Origin of the sequence: Nocardia sp. NBC_01499, assembly GCF_045040275.1 — a bacterium.
In the GTDB taxonomy this organism is placed as follows: domain Bacteria; phylum Actinomycetota; class Actinomycetes; order Mycobacteriales; family Mycobacteriaceae; genus Nocardia.
Genome location: NZ_CP109426.1, coordinates 702757 through 729206, shown reverse-complemented (window position 1 = coordinate 729206; position 26450 = coordinate 702757). Strand labels below are relative to the sequence as shown.

General features: G+C 66.5%; 25 protein-coding genes. 21 read left to right on the top strand and 4 right to left on the bottom strand.

Features of this window, described 5'->3' with window-relative positions; translation table 11 throughout:
- Positions 1-56: 56 nt before the first annotated feature.
- From OG203_RS03355 to OG203_RS03270, 18 genes are all read left to right on the top strand, one after another.
- Positions 57-824 (top strand): SDR family NAD(P)-dependent oxidoreductase, encoded by a 768-nt coding sequence (locus tag OG203_RS03355; protein WP_405164172.1) that lies wholly within the window; start codon positions 57-59, stop codon positions 822-824.
- A 276-nt stretch (positions 825-1100) separates the two neighbouring features.
- The gene (locus OG203_RS03350; protein WP_405164171.1) at positions 1101-2180 is read left to right on the top strand and encodes a fatty acid desaturase family protein; all 1080 of its coding nucleotides are present in this window, start codon (positions 1101-1103) and stop codon (positions 2178-2180) included.
- Positions 2181-2689: 509 nt separating this feature from the next.
- Positions 2690-4825, top strand: coding sequence for an AMP-binding protein (locus tag OG203_RS03345; RefSeq protein WP_405164170.1), 2136 nt, complete (start codon positions 2690-2692; stop codon positions 4823-4825).
- A 1-nt stretch (position 4826) separates the two neighbouring features.
- Positions 4827-5870, top strand: coding sequence for a 3-oxoacyl-[acyl-carrier-protein] synthase III C-terminal domain-containing protein (locus tag OG203_RS03340; protein ID WP_405164169.1), 1044 nt, complete (start codon positions 4827-4829; stop codon positions 5868-5870).
- A gap of 22 nt (positions 5871-5892) precedes the next feature.
- Complete coding sequence (locus OG203_RS03335) at positions 5893-8514, top strand: aminotransferase class III-fold pyridoxal phosphate-dependent enzyme (RefSeq protein WP_405164168.1); 2622 nt, start codon at positions 5893-5895, stop codon at positions 8512-8514.
- 45 nt (positions 8515-8559) lie between these two features.
- A complete protein-coding gene (locus OG203_RS03330) occupies positions 8560-9669 on the top strand; it encodes an acyl-CoA dehydrogenase (RefSeq protein WP_405164167.1) in 1110 nt (369 codons plus the stop codon).
- Positions 9669-11147, top strand: a complete 1479-nt coding sequence (locus OG203_RS03325) for an FAD/NAD(P)-binding protein (RefSeq protein WP_405164166.1) — start codon at positions 9669-9671, stop codon at positions 11145-11147. The genes OG203_RS03330 and OG203_RS03325 overlap by 1 nt, the downstream gene beginning before the upstream one ends.
- Entirely contained in the window at positions 11144-12724 is a 1581-nt protein-coding gene (locus OG203_RS03320; RefSeq protein ID WP_405164165.1) for a DHA2 family efflux MFS transporter permease subunit, read from the top strand. The genes OG203_RS03325 and OG203_RS03320 overlap by 4 nt, the downstream gene beginning before the upstream one ends.
- A 36-nt stretch (positions 12725-12760) precedes the next feature.
- The gene (locus OG203_RS03315; protein WP_405164164.1) at positions 12761-13855 is read left to right on the top strand and encodes a DUF3419 family protein; all 1095 of its coding nucleotides are present in this window, start codon (positions 12761-12763) and stop codon (positions 13853-13855) included.
- 12 nt (positions 13856-13867) lie between these two features.
- Complete coding sequence (mtnA, locus tag OG203_RS03310; RefSeq protein ID WP_405164163.1) at positions 13868-15445, top strand: S-methyl-5-thioribose-1-phosphate isomerase; 1578 nt, start codon at positions 13868-13870, stop codon at positions 15443-15445.
- Entirely contained in the window at positions 15442-16011 is a 570-nt protein-coding gene (locus OG203_RS03305; protein WP_405164162.1) for a 1,2-dihydroxy-3-keto-5-methylthiopentene dioxygenase, read from the top strand. Before mtnA ends, OG203_RS03305 begins: the two co-directional genes overlap by 4 nt.
- Positions 16012-16084: 73 nt before the next feature.
- On the top strand, positions 16085-16516 hold the full coding sequence (locus OG203_RS03300) for a hypothetical protein (protein WP_405164161.1): 432 nt from the start codon (positions 16085-16087) through the stop codon (positions 16514-16516).
- Between the two features lie 27 nt (positions 16517-16543).
- Entirely contained in the window at positions 16544-17479 is a 936-nt protein-coding gene (locus OG203_RS03295; RefSeq protein ID WP_405164160.1) for an SGNH/GDSL hydrolase family protein, read from the top strand.
- 5 nt (positions 17480-17484) lie between these two features.
- Positions 17485-18771 (top strand): acyltransferase family protein, encoded by a 1287-nt coding sequence (locus tag OG203_RS03290; protein ID WP_405164159.1) that lies wholly within the window; start codon positions 17485-17487, stop codon positions 18769-18771.
- Between the two features lie 74 nt (positions 18772-18845).
- On the top strand, positions 18846-19712 hold the full coding sequence (locus OG203_RS03285) for an alpha/beta fold hydrolase (protein ID WP_405164158.1): 867 nt from the start codon (positions 18846-18848) through the stop codon (positions 19710-19712).
- The gene (locus tag OG203_RS03280) at positions 19699-20298 is read left to right on the top strand and encodes a TetR/AcrR family transcriptional regulator (RefSeq protein WP_405164157.1); all 600 of its coding nucleotides are present in this window, start codon (positions 19699-19701) and stop codon (positions 20296-20298) included. The genes OG203_RS03285 and OG203_RS03280 overlap by 14 nt, the downstream gene beginning before the upstream one ends.
- Positions 20299-20565: 267 nt before the next feature.
- Positions 20566-20724 (top strand): hypothetical protein, encoded by a 159-nt coding sequence (locus tag OG203_RS03275; RefSeq protein WP_405164156.1) that lies wholly within the window; start codon positions 20566-20568, stop codon positions 20722-20724.
- 185 nt (positions 20725-20909) lie between these two features.
- Complete coding sequence (locus tag OG203_RS03270; RefSeq protein WP_405164155.1) at positions 20910-21815, top strand: cutinase family protein; 906 nt, start codon at positions 20910-20912, stop codon at positions 21813-21815.
- A 43-nt stretch (positions 21816-21858) separates the two neighbouring features.
- Here OG203_RS03270 and OG203_RS03265 read toward each other — a convergent pair whose 3' ends face one another.
- From OG203_RS03265 to OG203_RS03250, 4 genes are read right to left on the bottom strand one after another with little or no spacing between them, the layout of a single operon-like run.
- Positions 21859-22590: a copper homeostasis protein CutC gene (locus OG203_RS03265; RefSeq protein ID WP_405164154.1), complete on the bottom strand. Its 732-nt coding sequence runs from the start codon at positions 22588-22590 to the stop codon at positions 21859-21861.
- Positions 22591-22631: 41 nt separating this feature from the next.
- Positions 22632-22808, bottom strand: a complete 177-nt coding sequence (locus tag OG203_RS03260) for an NUDIX domain-containing protein (RefSeq protein ID WP_405164153.1) — start codon at positions 22806-22808, stop codon at positions 22632-22634.
- A 15-nt stretch (positions 22809-22823) separates the two neighbouring features.
- Positions 22824-23231, bottom strand: coding sequence for a hypothetical protein (locus OG203_RS03255; protein ID WP_405164152.1), 408 nt, complete (start codon positions 23229-23231; stop codon positions 22824-22826).
- Between the two features lie 10 nt (positions 23232-23241).
- Positions 23242-23529, bottom strand: a complete 288-nt coding sequence (locus tag OG203_RS03250) for a hypothetical protein (protein ID WP_405164151.1) — start codon at positions 23527-23529, stop codon at positions 23242-23244.
- Between the two features lie 933 nt (positions 23530-24462).
- Here OG203_RS03250 and OG203_RS03245 point away from each other — a divergent pair.
- From OG203_RS03245 to cutA, 3 genes are all read left to right on the top strand, one after another.
- The gene (locus OG203_RS03245; RefSeq protein WP_405164150.1) at positions 24463-25485 is read left to right on the top strand and encodes a hypothetical protein; all 1023 of its coding nucleotides are present in this window, start codon (positions 24463-24465) and stop codon (positions 25483-25485) included.
- 4 nt (positions 25486-25489) lie between these two features.
- On the top strand, positions 25490-26023 hold the full coding sequence (locus OG203_RS03240; protein WP_405164149.1) for an NUDIX domain-containing protein: 534 nt from the start codon (positions 25490-25492) through the stop codon (positions 26021-26023).
- A gap of 90 nt (positions 26024-26113) precedes the next feature.
- The gene (cutA, locus tag OG203_RS03235) at positions 26114-26422 is read left to right on the top strand and encodes a divalent-cation tolerance protein CutA (protein ID WP_405164148.1); all 309 of its coding nucleotides are present in this window, start codon (positions 26114-26116) and stop codon (positions 26420-26422) included.
- Positions 26423-26450: the final 28 nt, after the last annotated feature.

The following is a 26450-nucleotide window of genomic DNA, read 5'->3' as shown; positions in this document are numbered from 1 at the left end:
GTGGCGGTATCGCAGGCTCGGCTGTCCTGCGCGCTGAGTGATGGGATGATTGGCCGATGGATGCGGGTGTGCGGCGAGTGGCGTTGGTGACCGGAAGTTCGCGTGGGCTTGGGCGGGCGATCGCGCTGCGGCTGGCGCGCGACGGAATGGCGGTGGCGGTCAACGGGTTGCGCGAGGGTCCGGCGGCGCGCGAGGTCGTCGACGCCATTCGGGGCGAGGGTGGCGTCGCCGAACTGTTCGCCGGGGATGTGACCGATGAGCAGCAGGTCGCGGACCTGGTCGAATCGGTCGGCGCGCGGCTGGGATCGATCGATGTGCTGGTCTTGAATGCGACCGGGCCCCAGCCGTCCGCCGCGATCACCGAAACCGTGTGGGACGACCACCTCGCTCAGTTGCGGTTCTTCGTGAAGAGCCCGGTGCTGTTCGGACGCACGGTGATACCCGGCATGCAGGAGCGGCGATTCGGGCGGATCGTCACCGTCGATTCCGAGGTGGCGCATCGCCCGCCGCCGGGACACAACGCCTACGTGGTCGCGAAGAGCGCCCAGATCGGCCTGGCTGCGAGTTGGGCACGCGAACTGGCTCCGTACGGCATCACCGTCAATACCGTTGCCCCTGGCTATATTCCGTTCGAGCGCTACGACGAGCGGCAGCAGGAACTCGCGGCGATGGACACCGACGCCTACCTTGCCTCGGTGCCGGTCGGTCGGCTGGGGACCGTCGAGGACATCGCGCACGCCGTCAGCTTCCTCGCCTCCGACGGTGCCGGGTTCGTCACCGGCCAGCGCGTCGTGGTCGACGGTGGCCGTAGTCTCGGTGCCTGAGGCGTTCGTCGAACGCAGTTGTCACGCAGATGTGTCGCCGATCCGGACATACGTTCACCTGGTCGTGGTCTCGTCGCTCGATGCTGTACAGAGACAGGCAAGCCGCCCGGTGCTGTTTTTCGATGGCCCGCTGTAGTAGGCCGCGGCGTGGCAGGCGACAGTTAGAGCCAAGAGAACACCACTGCTAACAGGATGCGTAGGCGCCCCGTGGTAACAGGAAGATCTACCGGCTCGGCGGCACCGAGTTCTGCCGCGACGACGAGTACGGTCGCGGACGTGTTGGACTACATGGATAACGGCGGACCGGACGCGCACTCGCCGTCGACGGCGCAGACCCGGCCGCCGAAGCGGGGCAGCGAGTACGCGGTGCTGCTGCGCCGGGTGCGCGACGCGGGACTGCTCGACCGGCAGTTGCGGTACTACCTCGGCAAGACCGCGGTCGTCGCCGGCGCGTTCGTGGCCGGGTGGGCGGCGTTCTTCCTACTCGGTGACTCGTGGTGGCAGCTGGTCGTCGCCGTGTTGCTGGCGGCGGTGTTCGCCCAGTTCGCCTTCCTCGGCCACGACGCCGGGCATCGGCAGATCTTCGGCACCCGGCGGGCCAACTATCTCTACGGCGTGATCGCGGGCAATCTCGCGATCGGGCTGAGCATCGGCTGGTGGACCAGCAATCACAACCGGCATCACGCCCACCCGAACACCGAGGGCGCCGATCCCGACATCATGGGCATCCTCGCCCACTCCGGCGATCGCGCGCGCACCGGTAAGGGCTTCCGGCGCTTCATCTTCCGCCATCAAGCCTGGCTGTTCTTCCCGATGCTGTTGCTAGAGGCGGGCAGCCTGCACTACTCGAGTGTTCGTGCGGTACTGCGCTGGCCGATCCCGAACCGCGTCCTGGAGGGCGCGCTGCTCGCCGCGCACGCCGCCGGATATCTTGCCGCGGTCTTCCTGGTGCTCTCGCCGGCCAAAGCGGTGGCGTTCATCCTCGTGCAGCAGGGTCTGTTCGGGTTGTACATGGGCTGCACGTTCGCGCCCAACCACAAGGGCATGGCCGTGCTGGCCGAAGACGACGCCACCGACTTCCTGCGGCGCCAGGTGCTCACCTCCCGCAACGTCCGCGGCAGTTTCCTCGTCGACACGGCGCTCGGCGGTCTGAACTATCAGATCGAACACCACCTCTTCCCGTCCATGCCGCGCACCAACCTGCGCAAGGCCCAGCCGATGGTCGCGGAGTTCTGCGCCGAGATCGGGCTGCCGTATTGCCAGACCGGTCTGTTCGACTCCTATGCCCAGGCGCTGCAGCACCTGCACACAGTCGGCCAGGCCACCCGGCCGGTCGCTGCGGGTGAATCCGGCTGAGGCACGGCGTAATTCGCGCCACCGATGAATGGCGCGATGATTCTCCGATGATCTTTTGATGATGAAATTGCTGGGATGAATTAACGGACCTGGGAACTGTGCCGGATGCCGAATCATCTTCCGGCAGTTCATAAAAAGACCGACCGGTCGACGCGTTGCTGAGCAGCGCGCTCGGCCGGTTCGCGTCGAATTCCGTTGGCCCCGGCCGACGTTGGGCTCCCTGTCATCGCCGCTGCTCGCGGCCGTATTGCGCTGACCTGCGCCTTTCGCGGTCCATTCGTATCGAGTGCTGCGCATCGGACATCTCGAGCCGAAGATTCCAATCGGTCGCTAGTTTACATGGATGTCATAAACGCGTATTTAATCCGCTAATGGTTGACCGAAAGTAGTTGACCCCGTTAATCTGATTCGCGGCTCCGCAACTCGATACCCCGTTATGCGGGCTCGCAGGCTTCAAAGTCGAAGCGATATGTCTGCGAGTAATGAATCGATACCCGTCATGTGGGGCCGTGATCGATGTTGGGGTTTTCATGAGAATTTCATCGGACTGTCCGCATGCGCCTTTAAGTAATTGGACGGACCTTCTCGATACACGTGTCATTGAACTTGCGGATAGCACAGCTTTTGTTTTCCTCGACGAAGAAGGACGGCAATCGGATGCGCTCACCTATGGCGATCTGCACCGGCGTGCCAGAGCCTTCGCGCACCGTCTGACCGGCGAAGTAAGCGCCGGAGACCGGGCGCTTCTGCTACATCCACCCGGACTCGAATATGTCGTGGCATTCTATGGTTGCTTGTATGCCGGAGTGATCGCGGTTCCCCTGTTTCCGCCGGAAAGAAACCGCGCCGAACACGTGGATGTGGTGGCGCGAGACTGCGCGGCCAGCGTGGTTATCACGAGTGTGAATGTCGCCTCGGGAATGGATTCGTTGCCCGACGGCCTGTTCATCAAGAATTTACCTCGAATTGTCGAAACGGTCGAGGACGCGGCGAGCACAATAGCCGCCGACGACTCGAAACAGACCGCATATCCGGAATTCCCGGTCACTGATATCGCGTACCTGCAATACACCTCCGGATCGACCTCGACGCCCAAAGGCGTGATCATCGACCACGCGATGGCGCTGCACCAGTGCGCGGAACTGGTCTACGGGTGGGGCGTCGACAGCACCAGCGTCGTGGTGTCGTGGTTGCCGCACTTCCACGACTTCGGCCAGGTGAGCAGCGTGCTGATGCCGGTGTTCACGGGCACCAAGGCGGTGCTGATGGCACCGGCCACCTTCGTGAAGAACCCGATCCGCTGGTTGGCCGCCGTCTCGGAATACCGTGGCACGCACAGTGGCTCGCCGAACTTCGCGTTCGACCTCTGCGTGGACAAGACCACCCCGCAGCAGCGCGCGGGGCTCGACCTGAGCAGCTGGCGGCTGGTGTCCAACGGCGCCGAGCCGGTCCGCAAGGCGACCCTGGACCGCTTCCAGGCCACCTTCGCCGCGCACGGACTGCCGCGCACCGCACTCACCCCCGGCTACGGGCTGGCCGAAGCCACCCTGAAGGTGGCGTCCGGCTCGTCCGGCCGCGCGTTCACCTCGGCCCACTTCGACGAGACCGCGCTCGGTGTGCGCCGCGTGGAGCTCGCGACCGGGCCGGAGAGCACCGAACTGGTCGGCTGCGGCTGGGCCGTCATGGACACCGAAATCGCCATCGTCGCACCGGAATCCGGTGAACGGCTGCCGAGCGACGCGGTGGGTGAGATCTGGGTGAGCGGTCCGATCGTGTCCCCGGGGTATTGGGGGCGACCGGAGGAGAGTGCGCGCACGTTCCGCGCGACGATCACCGGCTCCGACGACGGCCGAACCTACCTGCGCACCGGTGACCTCGGTTTTCTGCGCGATGGCGAGCTGTTCATCTGCGGTCGGGTCAAGAACCTGATGATCGTCAACGGGGTGAACTACTACCTGGAGGACATCGAGGCCACGGTGGTTGTCAGCGACGACTCGCTGCGCGCCGGTGCCGTCATCGCCTTCGCCGTCGACCGGGACGGCCAGGAAAACCTGGTGCTCGTCGCCGAACACCGCGCCGACACCACCCCGGCCGACCTGGTCACCGTCGTGCACGACGCGGTCGCGCGCAAGCACGCGCTCGCGCCGTCGATGATCGTGTTCATCAGCCAGGGCACCATCCCGCGCACCACCAGCGGCAAAATGCGCCGCCAGCAATGCAAGGCCGATTTCCTCGCGGGCCGCCTCAGCGAGGTCTACCGCTGGGAGGGTCTCGTGACCATCGCCGAAACGTCCGCCGCACAAGACGATTCGGCCGCGCCAGGTATGCCGTCGATGCGCGAACTGGTGCAGCAGGGACTGCTGACCCAGATACACGAGTGGATCGCCCAGAACATGGGCCAGGACGCGCCACGGCTGGACATCAGCCGCTCGCTGGTCGAGCACGGCCTCGGCTCGGTCGATCAGATGAACCTGCACGACCAGCTGGAGACCTGGTCAGGCAAGCGGTTCCCACCGGAACTGATGTGGGACGCGGAAACCATCGACGACATGACCGGTCGCATCGCCGACCACCTGGTGCCCAACCCCACGGCACCGCCTATCGAAACGCCGACGGCCGATCCCACCGGCGTAGGAGCTCAGTAAGATGAAGATTCGCTCGGTGGCCGCCGGCCTACCCGCCCGCACCGTAACCAATACCGACATCACCGACCTGATCGCCGAACACAGCGCGGACTACTTCGAAGGCGACCTCGACGACGCACTGCGCAAGGTGGACTACTACCTGCGCTACGCGGGTTCGGAATCGCGACAGTGGCTCGACGCCGGTGAACGCCCCATCGAACTGCTCCGCGACGCCGCCAATTCCGCACTGGCACAGGCGGATCTGGGCCCCGACGAGATCGACCTGCTGATCTACACCGGCATCGGCCGCGGTTTCATCGAGCCGGGCGGCGCGTACCACTCGGCCTCCGCGATCGGCCTCGCCAACGCGCACTGCTTCGACATCCTCGACGCGTGCATGAGCTGGACCAGGGCCGTGCAGGTCGCCGAATCACTGTTCCGGACAGGGCAATTCAGCAAGGCGATGATCGTCAACGCGGAGTTCAACCTGCGCTCGGGCGGCGTGGTGTTCCCGCACCTGTACCGGATGCGGCAGCTGGAAGCGCTGGAATCAACCTTCCCCGCCTACACCCTCGGCGAGGCGGCCACCGCGACCGTGCTCACCGCCGAGGACAACGAGCCGTGGGAGTTCCACTTCACCTCCCGCCCGGACCTGGCGCCACTGTGCAACGTGACGCTGGACGGCTACGAGGGCTACTGCGAACCGTCGGACAAGCTGGCCGCGAACGGCGTCGGCTTCTTCACCTCCTACGGATTCGAGATGCACGAGGCCGGTGCCGCCGAGGCGCACGCGGTCTTCGAGCGCCTCGATGTCGCGACCGACGAGGTGGCGGCGCTGTTCACGCACGCGTCGAGCCAGCGCTACTGGCAGAGCATGGCCGACAAGGTCGGCCTCGGCGACGTCATCCATCACGTGTACGGCACGACCGGCAACGTGGTGTCCGCGTCGGTGCCCGCCGCCATCGCTTCCGCGGTCGAGGCAGGGCGGTTGCGGCCAGGGGATCGGGCGGTCGGCTGGGTCGGCAGCGCCGGTATGTCGTTCGGCGCCTTCTCTTTTGTCTTCTGAGCCTGATCGGAACTGGTAAACCATGCTCAAACATCTGGCCAAGGCGGCCACCTTCTCGGCGCTCGGCGCCGCGGAGTATTCGATCGCGACACTGCGGCAGCGCGACGCCAAGGGCACCGAACAGCGCCGCGCGGACGCGATCCTCGAGTTCCTGCTCAGGATGGGCCCGATCTACATCAAGATGGGCCAAATCGCCGCCACCCGTTCGGATCTGCTGCCGCCGTCCTGGGTGGACACCCTGCGCGTGCTGCAGGACCAGACGCCGCACATGTCGAAGGAGGCCTCGCGCCGGGCGATCGAACGAGAGCTCGGCGGCCCACTCGAAAACACCTTCCGCACCATCGATCTCGACCCGGTGGCCAGCGCCTCGGTCGCACAGGTACACATCGCCGAGCTGCTCGACGGCCGCAAGGTCGCGGTAAAACTGGTCAAAGACGCGGTGCCGCAACAGATCGATGAGAGCCTCAGCGCCATTGGTTCGGTGCTGAAACTGGTGCACCGCGCCACGCCACGGGTGCGGGAACTGAACCTGCCCAAGCGATTCGACGAGGTGGCCCGGTTGCTGCGGCCACAGGCCGACATGACCCACGAGGCCGAGCAGCAGCGACGGATCGGCGCGAACTTCAAGGCGCACCCCTATGTTCAGGTGCCGACCGTGCTGCCCGAACTGGTCACCTCGCGCATGCTGGTGATGCAGTTCATGGACGGCATTCCCGGAAAGCTCTCCGAGACAGTCGGTTTCCCGCGCGAACGGCTCGCACAGCGGTTGCAGGACGTGATCTACACGATGCTGTACATGCACGGCATCTGCCATGGCGACCCGCATCCCGGCAATGTCATGTTCACCGCCGACGGCTCGCTGATCCTGCTGGATTACGGCGTCACGGTGGAGCTGAGCGAGGACGAGAAGTGGGGCCTCTCCTCGTTCTACTACGCCTGCACCCGCAAGGAGTGGGACGTCGCGATCGACCGCTTCACCCGCTACTTCGTGCTGACGAACAAGAAACTCGACGCCGATCGCGAGACCTACAACGCCCAGATGGCCGAGGTGCTGCGCTACCACTTCGACATCAGCTCGAATCAGTGGTCGACCGTGTCGTACTTCAACGACGTCAGCAATGTGCTGCGCAAATACGACGCGCAATACACCACCAATTTCACCAAGGTCGAGCTGGTCTTCCTGTCCTGTGAGGGCTTCGCCTCCCAGATCGATCCCGGTATCGACATCTGGGCCAACGCACGCAAATTCACCGATCGCTACTCGCCGTACATGAACGCCGAGATCGAGAAGCGCTTCGAGACCGGTTTCGCTGAGCAGATGCCGACCTCGCTGGCCATGCGCGACCGGGCCCGCTCCACGCTGGTCGCGCCGACCCACATCGACCGCTACTTCTTTCCGAGCGGGTTCCCGGTGTTCGTCAAGGAGGCCTCGGGCGGCAGCGTGCGCGACTTCGACGGCAACGAATACCTCGACCTGTCCGGCGGTTACGGCCCGCACCTGCTCGGCTACGCCCATCCGGTGATCAACGCCGCGATCACCGCGGGCACCGAACGCGGCCTGGTCAACGGCATCGGCAACGCGGCCGAAATCGAGCTGGCCGAACTGCTGGTCGACGCGTTCCCGGCCGCGCAGAAGGCGGTGCTGTGCAACTCGGGCACCGAGGCGATCATGATCGCCACCCGGATGTGCCGCGGCTACCGGCGGCGCACGATGGTGGCCAAGTTCGAGGGCCATTACCACGGCTTCTCCGATCAGGGCATGGTCAGCTCGTGGTTCCGGTTCTCCGGTGACAGCAAGCGGCCCGAGCCGGTGGCCGGTTCGCTCGGCTCCGACCCCGGGACCGTGCACAACACCGTGGTCATGCAGTACGGCGACCTCAACGGGCTGGCGCGACTGCGCGAGCACGCCGACGAACTCGCCTGCGTGATCCTGGAACCGATGCCGACCTCGGTGGTCGCCTTGAAACTCGAGTTCCTGCGCGAATTGCGCAGGCTCTGTACCGAACTCGATATCCCGCTGATCTTCGACGAGGTGGTCTCCGGCTTCCGCGTCGCCTACGGCGGGGTGCAGGTACTTGCCGACGTGCACCCGGATATCACCTGCCTCGGCAAGGTGATCGGCGGCGGCCTGCCCTGTGGCGCGGTGGTCGGCGACGCGCGCATCGTCGACCTCGCCAAGAGTTCCCAGGATCCGTTCTACGACTACGAGAACAAGGTCTTCGCCGGTGGCACCCTCAGCGGCAACTCGCTGACCTGCACCGCGGGCCTGGCCGCACTCGGCTATCTGCGTGCGCACCAAGAGATCTACGTCGAACTGGAGGAGAACACCCAGCGCCTCGCCGCCATGCTGCGCGAGGCCACCGAGCACCGCGATATCGCCTGCCGGATCAACGCCCGCAACTCGATCTTCTCGCTCAACTTCAGCCACCGCGAGGCGGGGCTGTACCGAGAACGCATGGCGGGCAGCAACTTCAAGGCCACCATCGCGCTGGCCTACTACATGCGCAAGCATCAGGTGTATCTGCCTGAGCTGCACAGCTTTCTGATCAGCGCCGCACACACCACCGAAGACCTCGACCAGATCGCGCACGCCTTCGAGAAGAGCCTCGACGAGATGCTCGCCGATCAACTGTTCGTCGTCTGACCCCGCACAACCGCACAACTGGGGGGTCAATCATGGGAGATAGCAATGCGATTCATGTCGAGGGAACGCGAAACCGCCGAGCGGTACGTGCCCGGACTCGATAACAAACTGGGTGAGGTGGCACTGGAGGTCCTCGAATCACCGGAGAGCCCTGGACTCAGCCTCTTTCGCGCTGCGGGCGGCGCCGGCCTGCTGATCGCCAAGGAGGCGGGCGGCCTCGGCGCCTCGCTGCTGGAGGCCGCGCAGATCCACCGGGTACTCGGAAGTCGTTCCCCCTCACTGGCTATCGCGGTGAACATGCACTCGTGCACGGTCGCCGCCATCCCGCCGGGGCCGACCACTGAGGCCTTGCTCGGCATGGTGGCTCAGGGCGGCCTGTACCTGGCTTCGGCGTTCGCCGAAGGGGTGCCCGGTGCCAGCGTGATCGCGCCGAAGCTGCGCGGCGAGCGGGTGCCTGGCGGCTGGAAGTTGTCCGGCAGCAAGAAGCCGTGCAGCCTGGCGCGCTCGATGGACATCCTCACCGCGAGCGTGATGCTGCGTCCGGACGGCGAGGACGAGGAACAACTGGCGCTGGTGATCATTCCGGCGGATTCGCCGGGCATCGAGGTGCGTCCGCTCGGCAACGGGCTGGTCTTCCCCGGCTCGGAGACCGAGGAAGTGGTGCTGACCGATGTCGAGATCCCCGAGGAGTCGGTGTCGTTCTTCGGCAAGACCGACAGCCTGAACGCGGCATTGACCGCGGGCTGGCTGACCTTCGAATTGCTGGTGTCGGCCTGCTATCTCGGCATGGCGAGCGGGCTGGCCGAGCGGGTGCTCGACCAGCGCCGCGGCAGCGCCGTCGACCGGATGCTGCTGGTCAGCGAGCTGGACGCCGCGATGGCCGGAATCGAGTCCGTGGCGACCGACATCATGAACGGCCGCGCCGACGCCGAGACCGTCGCACGCGCACTGCACGTGCGGTTCGCGGTGCAGCGCACCGTCGAGCGGACCTCGGCGCTTGCCACCGAGCTGCTCGGCGGCGTCGGGTTCATGGTCGGGTCAAGCGCGCTGTACTACACCGCGTGTCGCGGCCTGGCCTTCCACCCGCCGTCACGGGTGAGCATCGCCGAGCCGCTGGACCGGTTCATCGCTGGCGAATCGCTGATCGTCACGTGATGAGGAAAGACCCGGACACCGCGGTCGTCGTGCAGATCGGTCGCGGGCCGACGGGAACGGCGCTGGCCAGGCAGCTGCTGCCCGGACTACCGGCGGGCTCGCGCTATGTGGTGATCGACCGTGACCCGGCCGCAACACATCTCGCGTTCGGCACACCCGAGCCGACCCACCTGTTGAACACCAGGGCGGCCAAGTCGGCGCTGAATCTCGGTGACCCCGAAGAACTTCAGCGCTGGCTGACCGAACAGTCGAGCGCGACGGGGGAGCCGGTCGCGGAATTCCCGTCCCGCGCGGCGTTCGGCCGGTACCTGCGTGACGTGTTCGACCAAGCGGTGAAGCAGGCGGCGGCCGCGGGCGTGGTGGTCGATCTCCTCCAGGACGAGGCCGTCGGGATCACTGGCGGCCCTGGGGATTGGCAGGTGCGTTGCGCGAGTGGGCAGAGCTACCGGGCCGAACGCGTGGCGATCTGTGTCGGGATGCTCGCGCAGACCGATCCCTTCCCCGAATTGGTCGGGCGGCCAGGGTATTTCGGCGATCCGTGGCGGCTGCCCGAGCTGCCTGCCGACGCCCGTGTCGCGGTGCTCGGTACCCGGCTCACCGCGATCGACGTCGGCCTGACCCTCGCCGCCCGCGGGCATACCGGCCCGGTGCTGCTCGCCTCGCGGTCGGGGCGGCTGCCCCGGCTGCGCGGCCCGGAGACCACCGCGCCGGTGCCGCACGTCGACCGCTGTCTGCGAGCCGCCGCGGACGCGGGCACGTTGCGGCTCGAGGACTTCGGGCGGGCGCTGATGGCCGATATCGAGGCGGCATCGGCCGAACCGCCGGACTGGTCGCAGGTGCGTGACTGCGGCCCGACCACGCGGGCGATGCTCGCCGCCGAGCTGGCCGAGGTCGAGGCGGGCACCGAACGCGGCTGGCAGCAGGTGGTCAACGGGGCCTCCCCGCTGCTGCTGCCCGCCTGGCAGCTGCTCGCCGAGGCCGACCGGGCGGAGTTCTTCGCCGAGTGGCTCACGCCGCTGCTCGTGCACGGCGCGCCGATCCCGCCGGAGACCGCGCGCCGGGTCCTCGACGCGATGGACGCCGGGCGGTTGCGGGTGCTCGGCGGGCTGTACCACGTGGTCGCCGACGACACCGGTTTCGAGCTGTTCGCCGAGGATCATGTGCGGCGGGCGGACGTGGTGATCAACGCGACCGGCGCGGGCACCGACGAGGCCGCGTTGCGCACCGAACCGCTGCTCGCCGCGCTGCTCGACGCCGGTCTGCTGACCGCGCATCCGCTTGGCGGGGTTCGCATCGACGTCAGCACGTTCGAACCGCTCGATGGTGCCGGGACACCGGTACGCGGCATCCACGTGGTCGGCGACCTGAACCGCGGCGCGGTGCTCGTCACCAACGACGTGATCGCACTGTCATTCCAGGCCGCGCTCGCCGCGACGGCGATGCGCGCGAAGAACGAAGCAGGGGTGCATATTTCATGACAACACCGGCCGTGACCGCCACCACATCGCGGAGCAAATCGCTCGTGCTCGCGGTGCTGTGCCTGTGCGTCATCGCGATCTACATGGACGCGATGATCGTGAACCTGGCGCTGCCGAGCCTGGTTCGGGAACTGGGTTCGAGTACCAGTGGGCTGCAATGGATCATCGACGCCTACGCGTTGACCTTCGCGGCGCTGGTGCTGGCCGCTGGCAGCCTCGGTGACCGATTCGGCAGGCGCTCGACATTGTTGGCCGGTCTGCTGGTCTTCACCGTCGCCACCGGTGTCGGTGCGCTCTGCACCTCGACCGAGCAGCTCATCGCCGCGCGCACGGTGATGGGTCTCGGTGCGGCGCTGATCTATCCGTCGACGCTGTCGATCCTGACCAACGTCTTCGTCGAGCGCCGTGAACGCGCCGCGGCGATCGGCGTGTGGGGCGCGGTGTCCGGTATCGGCGTCGTGCTCGGGCCGATCCTCGGCGGCGTACTGCTGCAACACTTCTGGTGGGGCAGCGTGTTCGTGGTGGTGGTGCCGGTCGGCATCCTGTGCATCCTGTTCGTCGCGCTGCTCGTGCCGAATTCGCGGGACCCGGAGACACCGGGCCTCGACTTTCCCGGTCTGGTGTTGTCGACGACGGCGATCGCACTGCTCGTCTACACCATCATCGAGGCGCCGAACCGCGGCTGGCTGAGTGCGGTGAGCCTGCTCGGTTTCGTCGGTGCCGCAGCGCTTTTCGCCGGTCTGGTGTGGCGTGAGCTGAACACCGCGCATCCGATGATCGACGTGCGACTGTTCCGCAATCTGCGGTTCTCAGCCGCGTGCGCGACGATCACCATCACGTTCTTCACCTTGAACGGATTCACCTTCCTGGTGACCCAGTACTTCCAGTTCCTGAAGTCCTACACCCCGCTCGGCGCCGGTGTCCGGCTCATCCCGGTGGCGGTCGCGATCATCATCGGCTCGGTGGTCGGCGGCAAGCTGGTGATCAAGCTCGGCACCCGGATCGTGGTGACGACGGGGCTGGTGCTGATGGCCAGCTCGTACGCCTGGTTCTCGATCGACGGCGTGGCGACCAGCTACTGGCTGATCGCGGCGCAGATGGTGGTGATCGGCCTCGGCATCGGCTCGGTCGCGGTGCCGGCGACCGAGGCCATCATGGGCGTGGTGCCGGCCGCCAAGGCGGGCATCGGCTCGGCGATGAACGACGCGACAAGGCTTTTCGGCGGCACCCTCGGCATCGCGGTGGTCGGCAGTGTGCACCACTCGCTGTACAACGGGAAGCTGTCCGACGGCAGCGTGCCCGGCGTGCCGCAGGAGTTGCTCGAGCACAGCCGGGATTCGGTGGGCGCCGCACTGCAGGCGGCCGCGGGTCTGGCCGCGCAGGGTCAGAGCGCGGTGGCCGAGACACTGGCCGATGCCGCACAAACGGCCTTCCTGCACGGCTTCCAGGTCTCCTGCCTGGTGGTGACCGGCATCTGCGCGGTCGCCGCGCTCGTCGCGGGCGCGCTGCTGCCCGCCCATCCACCGATTCAGACCCCCGAGACCGCCGACGATCAGGCCGACGTGGCCAACGCATGACAACCGGAACAGGCTTTCCCCGGAGAGGTACACATCATGAAAAGTGCTGAAACCAACGAACGTTGGCTGCTCTACAGCACCTGCGACGAAGACTCCCGCTCGGAGCTGCGCGCATTGGACATCGCCGAGGGCGACACTGTGCTCGCGGTGACGGGCAGCGGCTGCCGGGCGCTGAGCCTGGTGGTGAACAACCCGGCCACCGTCACCTCGGTGGACAGCTCGGCGGGCCAGACCTACCTGCTGGAACTGAAACTGGCCGCCATTCGGCACTTTTCGTATGACACGCTGCTCGAGTTCCTCGGTGTCGACGAGTCGGTGCATCGATGGCAGCTGTTCGAGGAGCTCTCGCCGCAGCTCTCGCGCGGCGCGGTCGCCTATTTCGCCAAGTACCACAAGGCAATCGAGAAGGGCGTGCTGCAGGCGGGCCGCCATGAGCAGCTGTATGTGCGGGTGGTCGCCCCGGCGATGCGGCTGCTCTACGGCAAGGCTATGCGCGAGCTGTTCAGCGCGCCCGACCTGGAGACCCAGCGCCGGATCTACCGAACCCGGATCGACGGCAGGCTGTGGCGCACCATGGTGCGCAACGGTTTCACCGAGCGCACGCTCAAGACGGTGCTCAACGACGACTCCTACCGGGTGGTCACCGACGTGCAGTCGTGCGGTGACTACGTGCTGGAGCGGCTTGACCACACGCTCACCAATCACCTTGCCAAGGACAATGATTGGGTCACCTTCATGTTCCACGGCAAGTACCTGAACCGAGAGGTGCTGCCGCACTACCTGTTACGTGACAACGTGGCGGCCATCCGGGCGGCAAGCACCGCGGTGAACGTGGTCAGGGCCGACCTGATGGACCACCTGCGCTCGCTGCCGGACCGCTCCGTCGACAAGTTCTCCCTCTCGGACGTGACCAGCTGCATCGACCGGGAACAGTTCGGCACCCTGATGAAGGAGGTCGTGCGCGTCGCGCGGCCGGGCGCGCGCATCGTCTACCGCAACTTCCTGTCCCGGCACACGCCGGCACCCGAACTGCTCGACCAGATGCGCCGCGACGACGAACTGTGCGCGGCGCTCTATGACGACGATTACGCGTTCGTGTACCAGTTCGAAGTGTTCACCGTCGAAGCCTGACCTGGACACCCGATGGAACGCTCACTGGACTGGGTCGAGGGCGCCGTCCACGCCGTTGATCAGCGCGCACTGCCCGGCGAATACCGGATCGTCGCGCTGACCACGGTGGACCAGGTCATCGAAGCCATCAAGACACTGTCCATTCGCGGCGCCCCCGCGATCGGCGCGGCAGGTGCGCTCGCGGTCGCGCTGGCCGCCCGCAGGCACGGCGGCGACCATGCCGCGGTGCGCGCCGACGCCGCGCGGATCGCGGCGGCCAGGCCGACCGCGGTCAATCTGGCCTGGGCGGTGCGCCGGGTGCTCGGCTCGCTCGCGGACGGACCGGCGGCGGTCCTGGACGCGGCCCTGGCGCTGCTCACCGAGGACGAACAGGTCAACCGGCGGATGGCGACGCGGGCCGCCGACGAGGTGCTCGCCCTGTCCGGCCGGGACCGGCTGCGGGTGCTGACCCATTGCAACACCGGCAGATTGGCGACCGTCGCCTGGGGCACCGCGCTCGGCGCCCTCCGCGAGCTCGCCCAGCGCGGCCGACTGGAATCGGTGCTCGCGGGGGAGACCAGGCCGCTGCTGCAAGGCGCCAGGCTGACCGCGTGGGAATTGGCCGAAGCCGGTATCCCGCACCGCATCTGCGTCGATTCGGCGAGTTCCGCGGCCATCGCGGCGGGCCTGGTTGACTGTGTGCTGATCGGCGCGGACCGGATCACCGCTGAGGGCGATGTGGCCAACAAGATCGGCAGCTACCCGCTGGCCCTTGCCGCGGCGCGGGCGGGCATCCCGTTCGTGGTCGTCGCGCCGGAATCGACGGTGGACGAAACGATCTCCGACGGCGCGTCGATCGTGATCGAACAGCGCGCGGCCGCGGAGGTCACCTCGTTCGCCGGTCAGCCGGTCGCGCCCGCGGGCACCGCCGCTTACAACCCGGCCTTCGACGTGACACCCCGCGATCTGGTCACCGCGGTGGTCACCGAGCGGCGCACGCTGCGCCCGGCTCTCGGCCACGGCATTCCGGCGGCCGCCGCACGGCTGCATCGGCGCGGCTGGTTGGACGGCACCGCGGGCAACCTCTCGGTCCTGGTACCCGGCGGCCGGGCGCTGATCACCGCGAGCGGCCGGAGCAAAGGCGAACTCAGCGCGTCCGACCTGGTCGCGGTGCGCGCGGAAACCGGTGCGCCGGTAGGGGAGTGGGGCCGACCGTCGGCGGAGGTCAGCATTCACGCCGCGCTCTACCGCGCTTTCCCGAACTGTGGCGCGGTCGTGCACGCGCACCCGCCGCACGCCACCCTGGTCGCGACGCAGGCCGGGCCCGGGTCGGTGCGATTCGGCGACTTCGAGATCGTCAAGGGGTTCGGGCCGCGCGGCGCGGGTCCGTTCGTGCTGCCGGTGCTGGCCAATCACCCGGACGTGCCCCGCATCGCGGCCGACCTCGCCGCGCTGTGCACACCGGATTCGCCGCCAGCGCTGCTCATCGACCGGCACGGCGCGACCACCTGGGGCCCCGATCTGGAAACCGCGCACAACCGGATGGAGTGCCTGGAAATGCTGTGCGAACTACACCTACGCAGCACAACGACCGGAGGAGGTCAGTCATGACCATCGTGCAGGTGATGGCGGAAGAAGACCGCGACGTGGTGCTCGCGCGCACCACCGATCGCGACGAGATCGCGGAATTGCTCGGGCCGTTCGGTATTCAGCTCGCGCAATGGCCGACGAAGGCGCTCACCCGCACCGCCGCGCAGGCGGAGGTGCTCGCCGCCTACCGCGCCGAAGTGGACGCCGTGTGCGCCGTCGGCGGCTACCACATGGTGGACGTGGTGCGCATGGTCCCCGACCCCGACAACGAGGAATGGCGGATACAGGCCAAGGGCGCGCGGGAACGGTTCCTCGACGAACACCGGCACGCGGAAAACGAGGTTCGCTTTTTCGTCGAAGGCAGGGGCTGCTTCTATCTGCACCTCGGCGACAAGGTGTACGCGGTGGTCTGCGAGCAGGGCGACCTGATCTCGGTGCCCGCGGGAACCACGCACTGGTTCGACATGGGCGAGGTGCCCCGATTCTGTGCCATCCGGTTCTTCGAGGAGGAAGACGGCTGGATCGGCGATTTCACCGGCAACCTGATCGCCGAACGGATGCCGACGCTCGACGAGCTCGTCGTGTGAACGCGGCGTCGGAAAGCGTTGCGCACCAAGGGATCACCCGGTTCGCCGGGACACGAGTTGGGAGAAACTCCACATGACATCGAGTAGTAATCGGGCCAGGCTAGCTCATCGCGTGATCGCGGCGGCCGCTCTGTGCGGCATCGCGTTCGCGGCCTCCGCCTGCGGCGACGACGCGAAGTCGACGCCGCCGAGCAGCACCGTGGTGCCGCAAGCCACGCTCGCACCCGCGTCGTCGCTTGCGCCCGCGTCGTCCATCGCGCCCGTGCCGCCCAGCGCGGCACCGGAGGTCGTGCCGCCACCCGCGCCGGAACCGCCAGCGCCCGCGCCGGAACCGCCAGCGCCCGCGCCGGAAGTCCAGGCGCCAGCTCCAGCGCCCGCCCCGGCCCCGCAGCCCGCTCCCGAACCGAAGCCGAAACCACAAACCCAGCAACCGGCGCCGCCGCAACCCAAACCGGCGCCGCCGACATTGCCCGACCCCGGATTCGAACCGAAACCCGGCTACTGACCCTGCCGCGCACCGACAAGGAACTACATGAAGCTCTCGACCCGTTACCGCGCACTGGCCGCCGCCACGATCAGCATGGCCTCCGCGCTGCTGCTCGCCTCGGCCCCGTTCGCCTCCGCCGACCCCGCAGGCGGGAAATCCCTTGTGGTGCTCGGTGACTCGTTCACCGCGAACGGCGACATCGCCGCCGCGCTCGAAAACGTCGCGCCGGACGCGGCACCGGACTGCTCGCACGGCCCGACCTCATGGCCGACCCAGCTCGCCAAGGACATCGGGATCTGGGGCACCGACGATTTCATCGACACGTCCTGCCGCGGTGCCTCTTTGGTGAGCGGCCCAGGATTCACGCTGGCGCAGGAGGCGCGCGTCGCGGATGGGCAGGGCTCGTTCGGGCCGCGCACCAAGACGGTGCTGATCCAGACCGGCTTGAACGATGCCTGGGGCCAGAACACGGTGCGGTTGCGCCAAACCCTGCTCGACTGCGTGCTCGACGTGGTGCGCGGCTGCGGCCCCGAAGCCGCGGAACAGGACCGTGCCACCGACTTTCGCGGCGTGAACACCCAGGAGTACGTGGAACGCATTCGGCCAGTAGTGGATTACGTGCGGTACTACGCGCCCAACGCGCGGATCGTGTTCGTCGGCTACCCGGAGATGAACGCGCCCGGCCAGCAGACGTGGTGCGTCGACGTGCTCGGCGTCGGCTCCATCGTGCAGACCCGCGCGGGTGCGGCGATCGGGCTGTGGGATCGGATGGACGTGGCACAGCGCGAGGCCGCGCAGATCCTCGGTGTCGACTTCTTCAACGCCAAGGCGGTGACCGCCGGGCACGGGCTGTGCTCGCCGCAGCCGTGGCTCGCCGGCATCCTCGACCCGCGCAGCGAGCTGATGGGCACCCCCGTGCACCCGTCGTCGCACGGTGACGGCGTCGTCGCGGCGGCGCTACAGCGGCTGATCGCGGGCTGATCATGGTGAGCGCGCCCCCCGCGGTGTCGAAGGAGGTCGAGCGGCGACGGCCCGCGCTGCCGTCGCTGACGGGCGCGCGGTGGTGGGCGGCGTTCGCGGTATTCCTGTTGCACGCCTTGGTCTTTCTGCCCGTGTATCCGTTCCAGAAGTCCGAGCTGTTCCGGCACATCCACGAGGTGATGCCGATGCAGCTCGGGGCGGCGGGGGTGACGTTCTTCTTCGTGCTGTCCGGGTTCATCATCTACTGGTCGTTCAAGCCGGGCAGCTCGGTGCCGCGGTTCTACTGGCGGCGGGTGCTGAAGATCTATCCGACACACCTGGTCGCTGCGGTGGTGTTCGTCGTGCTGGCGAGCGTGCCGCTGCACCGGCTGGTGCTGTGGGTGCCCAACGTACTGCTGCTGCACACCTGGGTGCCGAAGTGGACGACGGTGGGCGGGTTGAACGTGCCGTCCTGGTCGTTGTGCTCGGAAATGTTGTTCTACTTCAGTTTTCCGCTGTTGCTGCCGTTGGTGCGGCGGATCCCCAGCGCGCGACTGTGGTGGTGGCTCGGCGGGCTGCTCGTGCTGATCCTTGCCATGCACACCGGTTACTACCTGTGGGTGGACGGCCCCAAGGGCATCGCGAATACCTTTGCGCCGCGGCTTGTTCCGGGCGACGACTCGCCGTATTACGAGCTACACGCGTCGCAGGCCTGGTTCCGGCAGCCGGATATCCCGGTGTCGCCGTCGTATTGGCTCAGCTACAACTTCCCGCCGTCGCGGCTGCCGGAGTTCTTCCTCGGCGTGCTGGCCGGGCGGCTGGTGCTGGAGGGACGATGGCGGCTGACGAATGTGCGGTGGCCGCTGGTCGCGCTCGCCGTGGCATACGCCGCGACCTGGGTGGTTCCGGTGAACTACAAGATGTCGGCGCTGCTGGTCGGTCCGATGACGGCGGTGGTCGCCACGTTGGCGGCGCGGGATCTCGCCGGGATCCGCGGGCTGAACTCGTCGCCGCGGATGGTGTGGTTCGGCAATATCTCCTACGCGTTCTATCTGATCCAGTTTCCGGTCATGGTGCTGGTGACGCGATTCTTCATCGGCGGCAAGCAATTCGGGCTACTCAGCTGGCTCGGCTGGGCGGGGTTGTGCCTGGTGCTCTCGACGGTGGCGGCGGCGGGGATCTACCACTGGGTGGACGATCCGCTGATGCGCCGATTCTCGGGGCGGCGGGCGAAAGGAGGTGCGAGAGTTGATGGTGCCGGTGCGGCGGTGACTCTCAGTGCGCCACAAACGAAACCAGCATCGGCTCGGTAGCCGAGCGGACTGGTGATGTAGACATACATGCGGTATGTATGTAAATTCAGGGTGCCTACCAAACCGGAGGGAACATGGGACACAGTACTTCGCTCGGCCCGGCACACGAGGTGGATCTGCCCGGCGGTCGAATTCGATACTACGACACGGGATCCGGCGCGCCCGTGGTGTTCGTGCACGGGCTGCTCGTCAACGCGAACCTCTGGCGCAAGGTCGTTCCCGCCATCGCCGCCGCGGGGCACCGCTGCCTCAGCCCCGACTGGCCGCTCGGCGCCCACTCGATTCCGGTGCCCGAAGCCGATCTCACCCCGACCGGGCTGGCCGACCGGATCGCGGACTTCCTGACCGCGCTCGATCTCACCGATGTCACGTTGGTGGCCAACGACACCGGCGGCGCGATCGTGCAGGTGTTGCTGAGCCGCAGCACCGATCGGATCGGGCGGGTGGTGCTCGCGTCGGTGGATTGTTACGACCGATTCCTGCCGCCGCCGTTCAACATACTTCCCCCGATCGCGCGGATTCCCGGCTCGATCCGACCGGTCACCGAGTTGCTGCGCATCCGGGCGCTGCACCCGCTGCCGATCGCGCTCGGCTGGGTCGCCAAACATCCTGTCCCACATGACGTTATCGACTCCTACCTGCTGCCGAGCCGCAACTCCGGCGCCATCCGGCACGACCTGCGCCGCTTCCTGAAGACCGCGAACCGCCGGTACACCCTGGAGGCCGCCAAGCACTATCCGGAGATCAAGATCCCGGTGCTGCTCGCCTGGGCCAAGGACGACAAGCTCTTCCCGATTTCCCTGGCGGAGCGGCTGGCCAAGGAGCTGCCGAATGCCACCTTGCGTTTCATAGAAGATTCCTATACCGCGAGCCCTGAGGACCAACCGGAGTTGCTTACCGAGCTGATCCTGGAGTTCACTCGGCTCCATGCAACACCGTAGTCAAGAAGAACGCTCACGCGGTACCCGGACTGTGCTGGAACAGGCAGGCCGAAAGTTGTTCGCCGAAAACGGGTTTACCGCCGTATCGGCGGAACAGATAGTCATCGCCGCCGGGGTCACCCGTGGCGCGCTGAACTATCACTATGGCGACAAGCGCGGGCTGTTCCTCGCGGTGCTCGAACAGCTCGAGGTGGAGAACACCGAGGAGATCGAGGCGGCGATCGCCGCGGCGCCCGCGCCGGACGATCTGCTGGCCACCATGTCGATCGGACTCGGTGTCTTCCTGAAGATCTGCCAGCGGCCCGAGATGGTTCGTATCGCGCTCTCGGACGCGCCAGCCGTGCTGGGCTGGCAGGCGTGGCGGGAATTCGAAGCCCGCCACGGCCTCGGCTTGATCGTGGCCCTGCTGGAAAACGCCAGGGCCGCAGGACTGATCGTCGATGCGCCGGTTTCGATGCTGGCCCAGCTGTTGCTCAGCGCGGTCACCGAGGCCGGGTTGATCGTCGCGCACGAACCGGATCCCCACGTCGCCCGCATCGACGCGCAGCGGGCGCTGATGGCGTTGATCGCGGGGCTGCTGCGCTGAGGTAGTCGACGGGCGCGAAACGCGCACTGTTTCTCGCCGCGTTCGATCGGACATCGTCGAAGCCATGCGACTCGCCCGATGGATCGCCGACAACAGCGCCCGAGTTTCTGGTCTTCGGCGAATCATCACCGCTGCCGCGACGAATGGCCGCGACGCGGCCGAGTACCACCGCTAACCGTTGGCGAGCAGGCGCGGACAGACCGTTGACAGTCTCGACCGCTGCGGTCTCATCGCGCCGAAACGATTCGTCCGGAGACCGCTGACCTGGTGTGGAACGCCGAACTGCCCGATGTGCGCGCACGTCTCGCCATCGACGCGGGACGGACCAGCGAGGCCTACGTCGACCGGCTCGGCGAAACTCTCCTCGACCCGTCGTATGCCGCGAGGGTGACTAAACGCCTCATCCGGGCATCGATGTGCAGGTGAATGGTAGGCCACGTACTGTCGGAACCGCTGGCGTCGGACGAACTTTGTGGGGACACTGTTCCCATCTGCGGGGACGTTCCCGACGACACGCATACACCTGAAGAAAAGACAGTCATCGGCGCTCAATCGGATACCGAGCGCCTTCGCCGACCGGGCAATGTCCGGCAGTGAGCACGGAGTACACGATGTTATCGCGATGGAAGAACACCGCCGCATGTGCGGCAGCGATGGTCACGGCCGCCCTACCGCTGGGTGTGGCGTCGACCGCACAGGCCGCCCCGCAGGACTGCCCCGAAATGTATGTCGTTGCGGTTCCCGGCACCTGGGAGACCTCGAATACCGATCCAGGCAAGGGAATGCTTGCCGCGGTCGCCGACAACTTGCCCGGCAATGTCCGGACCGACTATGTGGTGTACGCGGCGACCGCGTTCCCGTGGGAGGGCGACGTTTACGGCCGCTCCAAGGGGGAGGCCGTCGAACACGCGCGCGGCCTGGTCGCCACGATGGCCCAGCATTGCGATAACACCCGATTCGCGCTGCTCGGCTACAGCCAGGGCGCGGACGCGGCCGGCGACCTGGCCGCCGAGATCGGCACCGGGCTCGGCGTCGTGTCGCCGAACCGCGTCGCGCTGGTCGGACTCATCTCCGATCCGCGCCGCTCGCCCACCGACAACCTGATCGGCCCGCCGGTCGCGGGGGCCGGTGCCGGTGGTCCGCGCATCGGCGGCTTCGGCTGGCTCAGCCCGCAGACCTACACGTTCTGCGCCGCGGGCGATCTGTACTGCGCGACCCCCGACGGCGATTTCGCCGCGCGGTTCGCGGGTCTGTTCGCGCAGATCTCGAACCCCAACCCGGCGCTGTTCGGTAACTACCAGCAGCAGGCGAACCAGCTCATCGCCGACGCCCTCGCCGCCGGTGGTCTCGGCCTGCTGTCGGACCAGCTCAACAATTCCGCCTACGAACAACGCAAGCGTCAGGTCGACGACTTCTTGAAGTCCGGGATTCACCAGAGCTACCCGCACTACGCCATCGGCGGCGGCTCCACGCCGCTGACCTGGCTGCGGCAGCGCCTGATCGACGCGTCCCGCTGACCGATCGCGGTCCGGTGGTATCTGCCGCCGGACCGCGTCTCACTCAGCGCGCGCGGACCAGCTCGCAGAGCGCGGCAACCTCGGCGGGGTCGGTGTCGAAACGGTCGAACCCTTGGGGGACACCGACTCCCGCGAACAACGCCGCGCTGTTCGCGGCGCCCGGCACCGGCATCCGCACGGCCGCATGCAGATCCGAGACCCCGGTCGCCTCGATCGCCTGAACAGCATTCGACGGCCGCACCCCACCGCACGCCATCACCTCGATCGCCCCCGCGGCATGGCGCACCAGCTCCTTGATCACCGGCGCCCCATCCAAGACAGAGCGTTGTCTGCCCGAAGTCAGCACGCGGGTGAAACCAAACGAGATCGCTTGATCCAACGCATGTTTCGACGACGCACTGACATCGATCGCCCGATGAAACGTGACATCCAGGTCTTCGGCCGCCTCCACAAACGCCGCACACACCGGGTCCAAAGCACCGGCCGCATCGATCGCCCCGATCACAATCCCATCGGCCCCCGCCACCCGAGCCGCCCGAATATCACGAACCATCACCGAAACCTCGTCAGCCGAATACTGAAAGTCCCCCGCCCGCGGCCGAATCAACACGTGCACTTGCGTTTTCACAGTCCGCCCCACCGCCTCCTCGATCAACCCCAAACTCGGCGTCAACCCCCCATCAGACAACCCCCCACACAACTCGACCCGATCCGCCCCCGCCCCCTCAGCAACCCGCACCCCACCAACCGACTCCACACAAATCTCTACGCGCACATCGGGAAGTATCCACCAACCGGAGGTGAGCGGGTGTCCGCTTACCCATCCCCGGTCCGCACATCGATGGCACCACCCGGCAACGCCCACTGGCCCGTGTCACGACGCCGCTGCAGCAATATCGACCCCGACTCGTCGGTGACAAGCAGATTGCACGCCACCACAAGCGAATTGGGCTTGGGTGCTTTCGGGTCGTAGTAGTACTCGATCCTGCCCATGACTGGCCGGTCCGACTACTTCGCGGAACCTTCGATCGCCGCGCGGAACTCGTCGGCGTCTGGCCCCGAGAGTTCATAGGTGACGGCGATCGGCTCTGCCGGGTTCAACTCCGCACGCCCGGCCGGGCCGGGCACCATCGAGGCCACCAACTCCACCAATTCCGGGTAGGTCAATGCCTTTTGCGGCGCCGACGGGTCGAAATCGTTGACGACACCACGCTGCAACGGCGTACCACCGACTCGCGGCCACCACACCTCGAGCGTCGACCACGGAATCCCCTCGAGCAACGCGACTTGGAGATCCTCCGGCGCCAGATCGTTGCGTCCGTGTTGTTCGGCGACCCGCGCGGCGCGGCGAAGAAGTGCGATCACCGCCGGGCTCGCTCCCGTGATCGTGGTGACGGAACCGAATCGTGAGGTCATGGCGTCGAGACTATCGCCCGTACCTGCTGTTGCCACCTGTATCGAGCACCTCCATTGGAGAACCGTCCGGCATGGAGTAGAAGCGTGTTCCGACACACCACAGACGGATTGTCCTGCCGGGTGCCGGGCAGCCGACCTTGTCGTTTCTTGTGATGGGTTGTTCCGCGCAGCGGATAACGACGCCCCCGGCTTCCTCGCACTGCTGCACCGTGACGGCTGCCGCCGGACCGGCCAAGAAGATGAGCGCGGCAGTGCCACTAGCGATGATCAATACGAGTCGAGAAATGATGTACTGCATGGGATTCCCCTATTGTGCTGCTGACCGGCTGGTGCCGTTCAGTTCTCCCGTGACGTGTCGGGCTTCATGCGCCCGGCCGCGATCAGCGTGTGCTTCGCCGCAGCCTTACGCGGGCAGTCATCGGCCCGGCACGCTCGATGACGCTGCAAAGTCCGGTGTGCTTCGGCGACGCTCAACGGTTGTTCAGGGGCCTCGTGTGGCCCGCCGTTAGGCCACATGGTCATGTTGCCTGGTTTGCAATCGGCGGCTTCGATGCGTCGGCGCTCGGCCCTCCATTCGGCTTGGACGCGATCCACGATTTCCTGTACCGACGGACCGTCAGCGTCGCCATCTCGCCACCAGTTGAACCCCATCGCGTTTCACCCCTGTCGTGTTCGGACGGCCTTCACCATGACCCCATCGAAGCTGTATCCGCATGTCCAATCGGTTATGCGATATACCCGGGCGGTCATAAACCCGCGTGAGTCGTCCTCTCACGCCTACACTCAGCTCACGGGGCATCGGCGGCGCGGCATTGTTGGGGGCAGGTCGATGAGTAACAGTCAGAAGCGATGCTGCAAGTCGTGCGGGGGACTGCTCGCACGAGGAAACATGCAGGGTATCTGTGCGGCATGCACTTTCGGCGCTCGTGAACACCTCACCAAGCCGCCGACGTTGCCCCCGACGTTCTGGGATCATCCCGCGATCCGATTCGCCTCCGACCAACGCCATATGGGTCAGATCATTACCGCCTACCGATGCCACCCTGCACATGGCATTGCCTTACGCCAAAGCGATGTCGGCAGATGGGCCGGAATCACTCAGGCACGCCTCAGCCGAATCGAGAATGGCCCTCCGATCCAGCACCTCGATAAGCTGATCTACTGGGCGAAGCTTCTCGGGGTCCCGCAAGAGATATTGTGGTTCGAACTACCCAGCGGCCATCGCGCCGACGTGAAGCGCGAACTTGGTACCGCGCCCACGCTGGTCAGCCCTTTCCGACTGCTCCGGGTCGACGGTAAGGCGACGTCCGGAAACCCCGATATCGCGGTGATGCAGGAATTCCGGTGCGCCGACAGGGAACTCGGGGGCGGCCACCTGTACTCCGAGGTAATCGCCTACCTCCATAGTGATCTCGGACCTCGCCTGTTCGCCGGAGACCATGGATCCAGTGCGGCAATCTTCATCGCCGCAGCCGGACTAACCGAGATGGCTGGTTGGATGGCACATGACGCGGGGCATGATCAACGGGCCTACCACCACTTTTGCCGTGCGCGCGACCTGTCCGAACTCGGCCGTGACCGCCAACTCGAGGTCCATGTACTCGCCAGCTTGAGCCATCTCGCTCTCCATCGCGACAAACCCACCGAGGCCATCCGCCACGCACACGACGCGGAGATCGCGCTGTCGAAAGCGCCCGGAAATCCCGGACTCAAGGCACGGATCTACGCCATGCAGGCCCGCAGTTTCGCCGCGCTGCACCGGCCGCGCGATGCTCACAGACTCCTCGACCGTGCCGTCGCGGCTCTTACCGACAGCGGCCCGATCCACGCTTCGCCGTGGGTCAGCCATTTCGACCACGGATCACTGGCCAGCGAGGCGGCCCGGTGCTGGCGCGAACTCGGCGACCTAGCCCGTGCCGGGCAGCACGCCCAACAGATAATCGACCTACGTCCGCCAGGACGCACCCGTAGCCGAGCCTTCGGCCAGCTCACCCTCGCCGCGATCATCACCGAACAAGGCCATCCCGAACGAGCCTGCACCATAGCAACGGAGGCAATCGGTACCACCGGCTCGCTCGGTTCCTACCTGGTCGTGCGGCACCTCAGCGATCTGCAGGGCAGACTCCAGCGTTACCGAGGTGTCCCGTCAGTGACTGAGTTCCTTGACTACCTCGGCGAAGAGATGCGCGAGAGGACATGGATACAGCGATGGCCACCAACGAACCCCACTGGCCGTCAGCTTCGTCCGCAGTGATGTTATGAATGCCGTGGACCCGTTGTATGAGCGTGACCCCGAAGCGTGGCAGCGCTATCTAGCGGAAGGGAACGCCACTCAACCACGCAAGCGCGTCGGAGCGGACGCGCTCCTCTTCGATGAGCGCGGTCGGATCCTGCTGGTAGATCCGAATTACAAACCGAACTGGGATCTCCCCGGCGGCATGGCCGACGCAAACGAACCACCGGATACCGCGCTACGGCGTGAGTTGAGAGAAGAACTCGGACTCCACCTTCCCGATACCGCACTGAGTTTGCTGTGCCTGGACTGGGTATCGCCGCACGGTCCCTGGGACGACAGCCTCATGTTCATTTTCGACGCCGGTGAACTCACCGACCGGCAGGTAGCCGCATTACAGATTGCCGACGACGAACTCGACTCCTTCGAATTCGTCGCCCCCGAACAAGCCAGAGCGCGTCTGCGACCCTACGTTTGGGACCGAGTGAGGGCTGCATTGCATGCCCGCGAAACCGGTCGCAGCAGCCTTTACCTTCGCGACGGACATCCGGTGTCGTAGCCATGTCGAGGGCGGATGTCCATTGGCGCCGAAGAGTGTGTTGATGCCCTCTCCTAGGCTGACGGAATGGTAACCGCGACTGTATGGTCCGTGACAACAACGACTCCCACCGAAGAAGTCGCCGAAGAGATCGCCCGCGCTGCCGTCGCAGAGCGACTGGCAGCTGGTGCGTTCATCGCTGGGCCGGTCAAATCGATTTTTTGGCACCTCGGCGAACTCGGCGATGGTCAGGAGTGGCGCGTAGAGCTCCGAACAACGAATGCCGTCCGGGACAAGCTTGCGGATCGGATCAAGCAGTTGCACCCGTGGGACAACCCTGAACTCATCGGCCAGCCTATCGAGTGGTGCCCGGAGGAGTACGCCACATGGGTTGACAAGGCTACTAACCCGCCGGCGTAGGAACACGCGTGCGCGAGGTCATGGTGCG